The sequence below is a fragment of the Armatimonadota bacterium genome (genome assembly GCA_036504095.1).
Classification (GTDB): Bacteria; Armatimonadota; DTGP01; order JAKQQT01; family JAKQQT01; genus DASXUL01.
The window spans coordinates 19,303-31,402 of sequence record DASXVS010000068.1 but is presented as its reverse complement, the minus strand read 5'-3'; the positions used below and the strand labels follow the sequence as shown (position 1 = coordinate 31,402).

General features: G+C 61.9%; 10 protein-coding genes and 1 tRNA gene. 7 read left to right on the top strand and 4 right to left on the bottom strand.

Features of this window, described 5'->3' with window-relative positions:
- Positions 1-67 precede the first annotated feature (67 nt).
- The 4 genes from VGM51_15085 (at position 68) to VGM51_15070 (ending at position 4,697) form a co-directional block, all read left to right on the top strand.
- A complete protein-coding gene (locus VGM51_15085; protein ID HEY3414360.1) occupies positions 68-478 on the top strand; it encodes a cytochrome c family protein in 411 nt (136 codons plus the stop codon).
- Between the two features lie 281 nt (positions 479-759).
- A complete protein-coding gene (locus VGM51_15080; GenBank protein HEY3414359.1) occupies positions 760-2,193 on the top strand; it encodes a cytochrome c3 family protein in 1,434 nt (477 codons plus the stop codon).
- A gap of 3 nt (positions 2,194-2,196) precedes the next feature.
- The gene (locus VGM51_15075; protein HEY3414358.1) at positions 2,197-3,270 is read left to right on the top strand and encodes an NHL repeat-containing protein; all 1,074 of its coding nucleotides are present in this window, start codon (positions 2,197-2,199) and stop codon (positions 3,268-3,270) included.
- Between the two features lie 398 nt (positions 3,271-3,668).
- A complete protein-coding gene (locus VGM51_15070) occupies positions 3,669-4,697 on the top strand; it encodes a hypothetical protein (protein HEY3414357.1) in 1,029 nt (342 codons plus the stop codon).
- A gap of 277 nt (positions 4,698-4,974) precedes the next feature.
- On the opposite strand, the gene VGM51_15065 is transcribed toward VGM51_15070, so the two are convergent.
- The 3 genes from VGM51_15065 to VGM51_15055 all read right to left on the bottom strand — a co-directional run bounded on the left by VGM51_15065 (position 4,975) and on the right by VGM51_15055 (position 9,425).
- Positions 4,975-5,961, bottom strand: a complete 987-nt coding sequence (locus tag VGM51_15065) for a PEP-CTERM sorting domain-containing protein (protein HEY3414356.1) — start codon at positions 5,959-5,961, stop codon at positions 4,975-4,977.
- Between the two features lie 510 nt (positions 5,962-6,471).
- Positions 6,472-8,295, bottom strand: a complete 1,824-nt coding sequence (locus VGM51_15060) for a tetratricopeptide repeat protein (GenBank protein ID HEY3414355.1) — start codon at positions 8,293-8,295, stop codon at positions 6,472-6,474.
- Positions 8,296-9,110: 815 nt separating this feature from the next.
- On the bottom strand, positions 9,111-9,425 hold the full coding sequence (locus VGM51_15055) for a hypothetical protein (protein ID HEY3414354.1): 315 nt from the start codon (positions 9,423-9,425) through the stop codon (positions 9,111-9,113).
- 34 nt (positions 9,426-9,459) lie between these two features.
- On the opposite strand from VGM51_15055, the gene VGM51_15050 reads away from it, so the two are divergent.
- The 3 genes from VGM51_15050 to VGM51_15040 all read left to right on the top strand — a co-directional run bounded on the left by VGM51_15050 (position 9,460) and on the right by VGM51_15040 (position 10,804).
- A complete protein-coding gene (locus VGM51_15050; GenBank protein HEY3414353.1) occupies positions 9,460-10,182 on the top strand; it encodes a hypothetical protein in 723 nt (240 codons plus the stop codon).
- Positions 10,183-10,273: 91 nt separating this feature from the next.
- Positions 10,274-10,600: a tail fiber domain-containing protein gene (locus VGM51_15045; protein ID HEY3414352.1), complete on the top strand. Its 327-nt coding sequence runs from the start codon at positions 10,274-10,276 to the stop codon at positions 10,598-10,600.
- Positions 10,601-10,728: 128 nt separating this feature from the next.
- A tRNA-Cys gene (locus tag VGM51_15040) sits at positions 10,729-10,804 on the top strand.
- Positions 10,805-10,823: 19 nt separating this feature from the next.
- Here VGM51_15040 and VGM51_15035 read toward each other — a convergent pair.
- A complete protein-coding gene (locus VGM51_15035; protein HEY3414351.1) occupies positions 10,824-12,098 on the bottom strand; it encodes an ABC transporter ATP-binding protein in 1,275 nt (424 codons plus the stop codon).
- Positions 12,099-12,100: the final 2 nt, after the last annotated feature.

Genomic DNA, 12,100 nt, shown 5'->3' with positions numbered 1-12,100 from the left:
GCCTTCGCGGACCGGCTGTCCCGCAAGGTGTGGAAAGACTCTCTCCTGCCCGGGAAAGGAACCGCTTGTGAAGAAACTGCTGTGTGGGTTCGTTCTATTTCTGGTATCCGCGAATGGCGTCGTCATTGGCGCGCAGAGCACCAGCAAGTACGCCGGCGTAGACAACTGCAAAATGTGCCACCCCGACATTTACAACGACTGGGCTAAATCTCGCCACGCGGAAAGCTTCGACCTCCTGGTCAACGTCGGAAAAGAGAAGAGCGCGGAGTGCTTGCCGTGCCATTCCACCGGTTACGGCAAGGGCGGTTTTATAGACGAGGCGACCACTCCGTTGCTGAAGGGCACAACGTGTGAAAGCTGCCACGGCCCCGGCGCCGCCCATATGGGTGACAAAACGAAGATTCAGCGCGTGCCGTCAGGCAGCACCTGCGCCGCCTGCCATCAGAAGACGAATATCCATATGATCCCGCCGAAATAACTTCATTCGCCCGCAGCGTGCGGCGTATGCCGCCGATCAGGCTGTGGTCCATTTACGAGGGTTATGGCGCCTGCCATATCCGCTGAGCCTATCCGCAAACCGCAGGCAAACAGTTACTAGATGCGCGTTGATCTCCCGATGTGCCCATACGCCGTGTGAGGTCTGTGCACAATATCAACCGAGGCGCCTCACACGGCTCCGAGGGAGCGGGCGCGTGAGTCTGTGCGCACGCGCACAATGTCTGCTTACTTTACGCGCGGGCGGATCAGGCAATGATTATCATGACGACATCAGGTAAGACATCTCGGGCGGTCCGAAGTGCGATTCTCGGCGTTGGGCTATTCCTGGCGTCCGTGACGCCTATCAGGGCTCAGGCGGCGCCCCGCGGCGCCGGCGCTCCGGCGGTGGCCAAGCCCCCCACGCCTCCCGCACCCGCGGCGCCGGCTTACGTCGGCAGCGGGGCGTGCAAGAACTGCCATGCGGCCGCCGTCGATGCCTGGTCCAAATCCGCCCACGGCAAGTCTCTGACGAAGGATGGCCTGCCGGCGGAATTGAACGCCTGTGAGGCGTGTCACGGTCCCGCCGGCGCTCACGTCGCTTCGCCCGGAACCAGGAAACTCCGCGTCATCAATGCGGATGACCCCAAGGCCGCCAACGCGGTTTGCGGGACGTGCCACTTCAAGAACGAAGCGTCGAAAGCTCCCGCGGAATGGCAGAATATCCCCGGCCGGTATTTCGCCGGCAGCCAGCACGGAAGAAAGAACCTGGCGTGCGTCTCGTGTCACACCGGGCATCCGAACGGGAATGACAAGCAGCTGATCAAGCCGGCGCCGCAACTTTGTCTGGGCTGCCACGCCAAGGTCCTGGAAAGCTCACCGGGCAAAACCGCCGCCTATACCCATTCGCCGGTGGCCAAGGGGCAGTGCCTGACCTGCCACGACCCGCACGGAACCCCGGACCACAACATGGTCATCCCGGACGTCCAGCAGAAATGCATCCAGTGCCACGATCCGAAGACCCCGGCGATCCTCACCGCTCATCAGGGCTATCCGATTGCCGAATCCAAATGCGCCCAGTGCCACGATCCGCACTCGCACAACCAGAAGGCCAGCCTGGTCAAGACCAAAGCGCACATGCCTTTCAAGCAGGGGAAGTGCGAAATCTGCCACACCAAGCCCGTAACGGGACAGCCAATCGGACTCGTCAAGCCCGCGAATGAGCTTTGCATGACCTGCCACCCCGCATCGGTTATCACTCCGGCCGGTGAGCACGCTCATGTTCCGGCCAAGGAAGGGCTCTGTACGACGTGTCACGACCCCCATGTGTCCAACCAGAAGGCTCTGATGAAGGCTCGTCCGGCGTACACGTGCTTCACGTGTCATAGCAAGATCGAGACAGACACGGTAGCGGAGCATCGGCACAAGGTGCTGGATACCGATCTGGATTGCATGATGTGCCACAAGCCGCACAGTTCGCCGCAGCCGAAGCTGCTGGTCGATGATGAGATATCCATGTGCGGAAAGTGCCATAAGCACTCGTTCTCGCACCCGATCGGCAAGAAGGCCGACGGTACCATCGTTCTCAACCCGATAAACGGCGACCCGATGACTTGCTCATCGTGCCACGATATTCACGGCTCCAAGTTTGAAGCCATGACCATAGCCGACAAATCCAGGGACCTGTGTATCCTCTGCCACACGGGGGTCGCGAGCTAACCCATGAGCACACACCGAACTATCGTCGCGGCGGTGGGGATCGCCCTGATGGCCATGGCCGCCGGTTCCCGCCGCGCGTTCGCGGACGGCGAGATCCCGATGAGGTATCTCTACGCTTCCTACGGCTTTTCGTCCGTGCAGCGGTTTTCCAGGCCCAGCGGCCTGTTTTACGACTCGAAGCGGAGCGAATTGTACGTGGCGGATTCGGGCCACGGCCAGATTGTGATTCTCGACAAAAAGGGCATGCCGATCATCAAGATCCCCCATTACGTCGTCGATCCGGTGACGGGAAATCGCAACCCCGGCGAGCCAAAGGGCGTGGTCGTCCAGAAGAACGGCGATATTCTGATCATCGACAATCAGTGCACCTATCTGGACGTGCTCGATTTCCAGGGCCGTTCCGTCCGAAAGGTCTGGCCGGCGGAGTTGCTGGGCCAGCCGAAAGGGAAGATTCAACCACGCTGCCTGGCGCTTGATCCGGCCGGCAACGTGTATTTGGGACTGACCGGCGGCGACAAGGAAATCATGGTGCTCACCCCGGACCTCAAATTGAAGACCACGATGGGCGTCGAGTCCAAAGCAGACTGGATTCCGGACTCCAAAGGCGTGCCGACCTCCGATGCCAACGCAACGGCGACCGACGTATCCAAAGGCGTCACGGGTTTATGGGCCGACAAGGATGGCATCGTGTACGCCTCTTACGCGTTGGGGGTTTGCGTCCGGGCCTACGCGCCGGACGGGAAGCAGCTCATGGCCTTCGGCACGCATGATGCAGGCCCGCAGAACTTCTCGCTGCCCGCGGGGCTGATCACAGACTCGACGGGCCGCCTCTGGGTTGTGGATACGTTGAGACACGTGGTCTCGGTATTCACAATCGCCAAATCGGGCCAGACCCTCACGCCCAAATTCCTCTCCCTGGCGATCGGCGGACTGGGCCAGGGGGCGGGCGATCTGTCATTCCCGAGCGCCATCACGGGTGACGGGGGGGCAAAGATATACGTCGCGGAGTCCGCGGGCGCCCGGGTGCAGGGGTTTCAGATTGAGCCCCCGGTAAGCGCCGCGCCACCAAGCCAATAACGTGCTGTTCACCGCGTTTACTCTGTCGCCTGAGCACCTGACATACCCAAATGCATACTTGATCACTGATCGCTGAAGCCACACCGCGGAGGCCGTCTTCCGGGCCGGGGTACCACCGGGGTAAGCCCGCAAGCCGGCGCGTATATCGAATCCGTGTTCACGTTGATAACTGGGATTACTCGAACAATCAAGAACTAGAAAGGGGGGCGAAAGAACCTGGTAGTGGACTCGGAGGGCACGCCTACAAGCCCCTGCCTGATCCGCCAAACGCGTTGACAGCACTGCGGAAAGACACCTGCGCGTTGCACTCGTTGTACCCCAAACCTGTTACGGCGCTGGTTATTACCGGCTGTGAAAACGGTTGATTCTTTTTCCAACACAAATGGAGATGACACTTAATGTCTAAACACCTGAAACTCCTGGGCGCGGCACTTGTGCTGGCGCTCAGCGCCGGCACATTGATGGCCGGAGACTACCATACAGATTCATCACTGATCTGTTCTGACTGTCACACGATGCACTACAGCATCTCACACACCTACACCGGTGGACCAACTACACCTCTCACCGGTGGGCCGTATGTGGGCTTGCTGAAGGCCGACGCAAACACGATGTGCCTGCAGTGCCACGATGGTCAGACCTTCGCCCCGGACGTGATCGGCTTGAACACCGGCACCAACGTTCGCGAGGCCGGCGCCCTGACAACGGGCGTGGCGCCCTACGAGGACTGGAAAGGCCATACCCTGGGGGTACCGAACGTGGTTGCCCCTGGTGGAACGTTCAACACGGGCACGACTGGCCTGGAGTGCCTCAATTGCCACGTCCAGCACGGCCAGAGCCACGCAACCTACCCCGCCGGATACACGAACAAGCAGTACCGCAACCTGCAGAGTAAGCCTGGCACGGCGCCGACGGACATTGCCCTGGCGTATGCCATCGGCACCAATGACACCACGCTGCCCATCTTCGAGCGCGACGCCACGCTTGGGCAGGTCGGTATCCACTACTCCGTGAACAACGTTGACTTCAACGAACCGGACACCACCAAATCAGCCTTCGGCGAATGGTGCCAGGGCTGCCACACCGTCTTCCACGGCGCGGCGAACGAAGGCACCGCGAAGAACTGGTTCAGGCACCCAACGGCCGGCATCAAAATCGGAACGCCGGGCGCGGCCTACTTCTCAAGCCTCACGCAGTTCACGGGCCACACCAACAGAGTCAAGGTTATGAATCCGACGGGGAATTGGGACGCGGGACAGACGGATTTCACCCCGTCCTGCTTCTCCTGCCACAAATCCCACGGCAACCAGAACGCTTTCGGCCTCATCTACATGAAGGGGACGGGAGTCGTCACTGAAGAAGGCGACGACGGTACTCAGGCGAAGAACCTCTGCCGCCAGTGCCACATTCAGGGCACGGACGCTTAGTCAACTCAACGCCTTAATCGGCGTAACGCGGGGGGCGCCCAATCGGGCGCCCCCTGCGTAGTTTTTGGCTCTTCCAGGGAAACGAGCGCGACGTGAGTTGAGGCTGGGTCCTGAGTTCGCGGGAGCGGCGTTTGGTGCGTTCGGCGGGCCGGAATCCCGCCGCGGCCAAGTACGGTCTCGATCCCCGAGGCGGGCCGGTGACCCGCCCATGAAAAAGCCCCATCGCGATGGATATCGCGATGGGGCGGCCGTCGCGCGACGGCTGGATGAGGAGGGCTTAGCGCGCCGACTGGCGGCGGCGAAGCAGCGGCAATGCGCCCACGAGGAGCAGCGCCAATGAGCCGGGTTCCGGGACGGAGGTGAACTGGTCCCGAGTCAGTGCGGTATCCGACAGGCGAACTTCATCAATGAAACCGTATGCGCGGTCACCGTGCCCGCCGGCGTACAGTCCGCGGCCCACGGAGAAGTCTCCCGCGGTCCAGTCGCCTGCACTGCCCAAACCCGCGGTAAACGCCGTGTTTGTGCTGCCGGACAGCGTCATGTCCGTCTGGGCGACCAACTGGTAACCGGTCCCCGCCGAGACGTCTTTCAGGTAGAGCGACAACATGGCGCCGTCACTGACGCCGGCCATGCTGTACCACGTCCCTTTGAGGCCGTCATGATCCGAGGGCCAATCGAACCCGTGTATCAATCCGGCGACCGAGCCGGCCGAATGACGGAATCCCATGACGTCCTCGAATGTCATGGCAACGCTGTTGTCCGGGCGGATCTGGAAATACAGCGCCGACTCGTCCGGGTTGGCGCCCGGCTGTGTTCCGGCGCCCCGGCTGTCGCGGCCGACGAGGGTGCGCCAGCCACCGTTTTCGGGTTTGAAGGAGGCTTCAATCGTGAACGCGGAGGGAGTCCAGCCGCGCAGGGTGTTGTTCCACATGGCCGGGCCGCCGCCCGTGTTTTTCACGCTGAAGTTATTGGGAGCGCCTGTCTGGGGAACGGTGGAAAACGGCACATCGCTCTTGTACGCATAACCGCCGCCGCCACCCGTGCTCCAGACCGACAGGGCGTTGCCGTTGCCGGAGCTGTCCGCTACATCGGCAGACCATTGGCCGTTAACGCCCGAAAGATGGGCCACCGGCGCATCCGCCGGACCGTTCTCAAACCGCCAGAGGGCCACCGTGCCTGCCTTCGCCGGCATCGCCCCAAGAAGAAGCGAACCCGAGACAGATGCCGCGATGACCGCAGACCAAACCAACCGATTGCATTTCATGACTTTGCCTTTCCTAAATGAGGGCTTGTCGGTGACGCAAAGCCGTTGGGGCTCCGTCGCCAACGCGATGGCGATGGCCAGTCAAGACCCTTTGAGACGAGATATACTCGTATGTGATTCTCCGTTGTCCACCGAATTGGCCAGGGGTACCAATTCGTGTCAGCCTGCGACGCCAAAGTGAATGCCGCGTGACATTCTGCAGCGTCGGTGCGACGGAGAAAGCGCTCCCCAAACCCCGCAACGATTGTGCGTGCACATTTCGAGCCAATTCGCGGTGGATTGAGAGCGCAAATCACGCGTGGGCCGTGCTTGCGTCCGGAGGGGTCGCCGGCGACAAAAGGCCCCGGGGGCTGAGCACCCGGGGCCGTATTCGTTATGGCGGAACGATGCTCCGTTTCAGGCTAAATGAACTAGTAGAACGGGCGTCCCGCCCGTTGACCACAGAATTGGGGCGTCCCGCCCGTTGACCACAGATTCGGGCGTCCCGCCCGTTCTACTGTGCTCGCTTGCCTAGCCCGTGTGCGCTTTGACGCCCGGCGGATAGATAAGGTCGAACAGCGCCTTCGATTTCTCCGCGTCGAGATTCTTCAGAATGCCGTATTCCTTCAAGGCGGAAGAATGATCGCCCTTCGCCAGATACGCCATGCCCAACCCCAGGTGTGCGTTCGCATACTCCGGCTTGATCCGAATAGCCGTCGTAAGCTCCGTGATCGCCTCATCGGTGCGCCCCAGTCGGCTCAGGGCGCTTCCGAGGTAATACTGGGCTTCCGCGAAGTCATATTTGACCTCGATCGTCGCCCGGTACAGTTCGATTTCGTCATCCGTACAGCCAACGTCGTCGAGATCGACGCCGCGGCGGAAGCACGGCGCCGAATACTCAGGGCAGATCCGGATCGCCTCGGCGTACTCGGTAACCGCATCGTCCGTCCGACTCTTGAGGTAAAGGGCGTTGCCCAGGCCGAAATAAGCCTGCACGTAATCCGGATTTGCGCTGAGAGCCTCTTTGTACTCGGCGATCGCCTCATCGGTGCGCCCGGCTTCACTGTGCGCCACGCCCAGGCTGAAGTGGGCTGCGTCGAATCCGGGTTTGAAGCGGATGGCGGTACGATATTCGGCGACGGCTTCGTCCGCCCGTCCGGCTTTGCGCAGCGCCAGGCCGAGGTTGAAATGCGCTTCCGCGAGGTCGGACTGGTTGCGGATTGCTGTCCGGTATTCCTGCATTGCTTCGTCATTGCGCGAGAGTCGCCGGAGCATCACGCCCAGGTTATTGTGAGCCATCGCGTAATCCGGCTTGAGGCGTATGGCCGTGCGATACTCCACGATCGCCTCGCCGGTGCGGCCGGCGTTAGCCAATACGACACCCAGGTTGAAATGCGGTATCGGGTCGAGCGGCTGCAATCGGATAACCGTTCGAAAGCCCGCAATCGCCTTCGCCGTCTCTCCAAGAGCGCCGTAGCAGTAAGCCACCTGGAACCTGATATCCACGTCATTGGGCCACAAGCGGTCGTCCTTTTCGAAGAACGTCAGCGCGCTCCTGTAAGCGGTTTCCTTCTCGCTCAGCGTGGCGCCGTCGCCCGGAAGCGCCGCGAGCCCGTCCGCGAACAGCCTTGGCGCCTCCGTGGGGTCATCCGGCGGTGAAGGGACGGGTACATTTCCTCTGATCTCCGCCGACGCGGCGGCGAATGGGCGAGCCCGCTCTGTCCCCTTCCAATGAGACTCCACGTTTCCGATCCCGATCGCGAACACCAGGTTGTCTCCCTGGGGCATCCGGAAGGCGGCGATGCCGACCACCTCGCCGTTCGCATTGACAACCGGGCCGCCGCTGCTTCCAGTGGCGACGGGTGCGGTGGTCCAAAGGTACAGCCCGGCGCCCTGCGTATCCCGGATCCGGGACACAGCCCCTTCCGCGATTTCAGGGTCCGGACCACCGGCGGGCGCTCCAACGGCATAAACGCGATCGCCCTGGCGAAGCAGGGCAGGCTTTCCGCGCGGAGCAGGAACGGCGTTGCGGACGTCGGATTGCAGAACGGCCCAGTCCTGCGCGCGGCTGGATGAAAGAACGCCCGTCACGCGCGCCGACGTCCCATCCGGCAGCAACGCGGAAACGGTCTTGGCGTTCGAGATCAGGTGAAAACACGTCAGTATCTGCCCCGAGGCGGTGAGGAACACTCCGCTGCCGGAGGATTTCTGCTTATCCGGGTCCAGAATACTGAGTGTCACGATGCTGGGACGCATGCGAGTGACGATATCGGTGGCGGACAGCGGTTCGGCTGCGGAAGCGAGGGCAGGCGCGAGAACACAGATCAGCGCGGTGCAGGCAAGATACCTTTTCACGGTGGCATAACCCTTTCTCGGGCGCGGAGCCGGGGAAACCGGACGGCTCCTGACCCCATGTTAGCAAGCGGCAGTCGGTTCCGCCAAAGCGCCGACTATGCTCCCGCTTGCCTCGGCCAACATTCGTACCGACAGGCGGTTTCCGCGGGATTACGCGGGATGTACGGCTGGCAGACATACGTGATAGAATGGAAGCCATAGGCACGAGCGACGCCAATGCGCCCGACCCAACATTGGATCAGATTCGTCCCGGAAGAGGTCTGTATGAGAACGCGCGTTAGTTTGCCCCTTACTGTGGTTTTCTGCTGGCTCTTGCCAACGTGCAGCGCCGATGTGCCGCGCACCATTCCATTCCAGGCCATAGTCATGAAGCCCGCTGGAATCCCCCTCGAAGGACCGCTCAACGCGACGTTCAGCTTGTATGGTGCAGCCTCGGGCGGCTCCCCCATTTGGTCCGAAACCCTGACGGTCAACGTCACCAAAGGACTCGTCTCCACGACGCTCGGAGCCACGAACCCGCTGTCGCTGCCGTTTGATAGCCCACGCTACGTCGGGGTCTCTGTCAATGGGGACCCGGAAATGTCGCCGCGGGTCCCACTGGCCGCTGTGCCATTTGCTCTCGCGTTGCCGAACGTGAATGTGGATTCGGCAGGGAACGTCGGGATCGGCGTGGCAAGGCCGTTCGGTGCGTTCGATCTGGCAGTCCAGGTTCCAACCTCATCCACTGATGCTGTGCTTGACCAAACCGATTCGAGTTATTCGACCGGAATCCTGGGTCCTCCGGGTTACGTAATTGCCCAATCCTTCAGGCCGGCTTATACCGGTCTGCTCTCATCTGTGAATTGGCGGATGTCTTTGGCGGCCGCGGGCTCATTCACCGCCACTATTTCCTTGTACGCTGGAAACGCTCCAGTTGGAACACCGATCCAAGCTTCGTCCGTGAGCAACTCTGCAAGCGATTCGAAAATGTACCTTTGGGGGTTAAGCGGAACGAGCTGGCCGGTCACGGCGGGGCAGGAATACACTGTTGCCTTTTCCACCGACACCACCGCTGTGTACGCAGTTGATGTTAACGAATATCCGTACGGAATGATGTACGCTGGCGGAACTCCGGTGCCTGTCTCGGACATGTATTTTCAAACGTGGGTAAGGCCGAGCGGCGGGATGATAACGGAGCACGCGATTGTTGTGACAAACCCCACGGCTCCCGACGCGGGAAGTATGGTAGGCATCGGGACGCTGAAGCCCACCTTTCCATTGTCGGTGCGGTCCAATGGTGTGGGAAGTTGGATCTCACTGAAGAACCTGGCTGATGACACCTCGTGGATGCTCTACGGTGACAGCACAGCTCTCAACATTGCCCCGGGAAGCGGTTTGGGAGCGGTTTTGACAGCGGACGACAAACTGGGCATCGGAGTCTATCCGTCGTACCAGTTGGACGTCTTGTCACGGGAGACAAAGGCGAGGCTGGTCAGCACAAACGCTTCGAACGGCTCGGTTCTGGAATTGAAGAACCTGGCGCCCGGCAGCGTAACGCTCGGTGCCATCAACTTCGCTGATGCCGGGGGGTTTTACCCAGGCCAGATAGCCTACAACGAGGTTACGCCAGCCGCTAACCTCGCGTTTCGGGTGGGCTCAAGTGAGCGACTTAGGATCACCGACGTGGGAAATGTCGGCATCAACCAGACGAACCCCGGCTTTCCTCTTACGTTCGCAAGTTCCGTGGGTGATAAGATCGCTTTGTATACCGCCGCAGATGGCGTTTCAACCGTGGGATTGGGCGTCCAGGCCAATCTCCTACAGGTGCTCGGATACAAGTGCCTCCGATATTGCATTCGGATACGGCTCCAGCGCCGCCCTGCACGAAAACATCAGGTTTACGCATGATGGTCGGGTAGGCATAGGCCTCCCCAACCCTCATTACCCACTGGAAGTCAATGGCGACATCAACGCTATTGGGTTCGTCCGCGCCAATGGCATGGCGCTGGCTTCCGATGCGCGTTTCAAAAACAACATTCACACCATCGCGAACGGGCTCGAGTCCGTCCTTTCACTGCGTGGAGTCACATTCGACTGGAATAACGTTGCATTTCCGGAGAAGGGCTTCGCGAAAGGGAGCCAGATCGGCTTCGTGGCACAGGAAGTAGAGAAGGTCCTACCGGGCGTCGTGGAAAACGGCCCCGACGGCTACAAGTCGGTTGCCTATCAGAACATCGTCCCGGTGCTGGTCGAGGCGATCAAGGCCCAGCAGACCAGGATTGATCGGCTCGAGCAGGAGATTCGGGAATTGCAGACGCGCAAGTAGCGTGCCACTCTCACGCTTATGCCCGCCTCTGGTGCCCCGGCCGGCAGACGTGTCGGTTGACGCCAACCGACGACCCGAGGTATACTGACTGCACGGCGGTACGCTCGCGTGCCGCCTCATATCGTTGTGGCGTGGTACCCAAGTGGCTAAGGGAACGGTCTGCAAAACCGTGATCCATCGGTTCGATTCCGATCCACGCCTCCATCGAATCGGGCCCCCTTCTTCAAGAGCGGGGCCCTTTCTGCATCCCGGCGCCGGTGTCGGCAAGGATGCTCGTGGCCCGGGCCGAATCCGGCACCTCTTCCGCGCCAACCCGGACGGCTGCGTCCCAAAGGCTCACGGCCTTCCCGCCGGTGAAATCGCGGCTGACGTCCAACTGGCCCACCAGCAGAACCCGCTGGCCGCGCTCCGCGGCCTCTTTGGCGAGGCGAAGGTTGTCAAGGTTTCCGGGCCCGATCGGCATCGGCGCAACCAACACGGCGTCGGCCTCCCGGATGAGCGCCTCCGCGCGATCCAGCGATGTCCGGGATAGCGGAGAGAACGGCGCCTCTTCAGCCGTCTCAACGCCCAGCGCCCGCGCCGCCTCCCAATCGGTATCGCCGACGTTCAATGCGCCCGCGGTGACCGTGTGGCCGTCCGCCACCAGGCGGCGGATGAGGGCTGCTCCGGAACCTCCCCCGCTGACCACGTGGACCCGCGAATGCCGGATCGGGGTGTGCTCACTGGGCCACGAGATCACAATCGGCCGTCCGGTTGCCGGGTGGCGGCTGATCGACACCCGTCGATTGTAACCCCGGCGGATGGTGTCTTCGGTCAGCACCGCTTCCGGCGTCCCCATGGACAGGATGCGGCCGCCCTTCAACAGGGCGATGCGGCCCGCAAACGCCGCCGCCAGATTGAGGTCGTGCAGAACGGATACCACCGTGATCCCGCGCTCCAGGCGCACCCGCTGGACCAGTTCCAGCATCTCCCACTGGTACTGGAGATCGAGAAACGCGGTCGGCTCGTCCAGGAGGAGGATCACCGGCATCTGCGCCAGCGCGCGGGCCAAATACACCCTCTGCCGCTCCCCCCCGGACAGCGTGTCCACCTCTCGCTCCGCCAGCGCCGCGGTATCCGTATCGCGAAGCGCCTGCGCGATCGCTTCCAGGTCCGCGTGCCCCTCCGACCGCCAGGCGCCCAGGTGTGGCGCCCTGCCCTGAGCGACGATTTGCTCGACGGTCCAACCCCTAACGCTCGTATGCTCTTGCGGCACAACGGCCATGCGACGGGCCCGCGCGCGCGGTTTCAAGAGCGCCACATCGTCATCACCCAGCATCACCACCCCGGAATCCAGCGGTATGGCGGCCGCGATGGCGCGGAGAAGGGTCGTCTTGCCGGCGCCATTCGGACCGATCAGCGCCAGCCACTCCCCTCGCTCGACCTCCAGCGTGACGTCATCAAGCGCGGGGACCGAGGCGAATGTAACGGCCGCCTGCCGGATGCGAAGGGTTGCCATTG

Coding starts and splice junctions, on each gene's coding strand:
- VGM51_15080 (HEY3414359.1), top strand. CDS start 760: ATGACGACATCAGGTAAGACATCTCGGGCGGTCCGAAGTGCGATTCTC.
- VGM51_15075 (HEY3414358.1), top strand. CDS start 2,197: ATGAGCACACACCGAACTATCGTCGCGGCGGTGGGGATCGCCCTGATG.
- VGM51_15070 (HEY3414357.1), top strand. CDS start 3,669: ATGTCTAAACACCTGAAACTCCTGGGCGCGGCACTTGTGCTGGCGCTC.
- VGM51_15065 (HEY3414356.1), bottom strand. CDS start 5,961: ATGAAATGCAATCGGTTGGTTTGGTCTGCGGTCATCGCGGCATCTGTC.
- VGM51_15055 (HEY3414354.1), bottom strand. CDS start 9,425: ATGTCCGAGACAGGCACCGGAGTTCCGCCAGCGTACATCATTCCGTAC.
- VGM51_15050 (HEY3414353.1), top strand. CDS start 9,460: ATGATAACGGAGCACGCGATTGTTGTGACAAACCCCACGGCTCCCGAC.
- VGM51_15045 (HEY3414352.1), top strand. CDS start 10,274: ATGGCGCTGGCTTCCGATGCGCGTTTCAAAAACAACATTCACACCATC.
- VGM51_15035 (HEY3414351.1), bottom strand. CDS start 12,098: ATGGCAACCCTTCGCATCCGGCAGGCGGCCGTTACATTCGCCTCGGTC.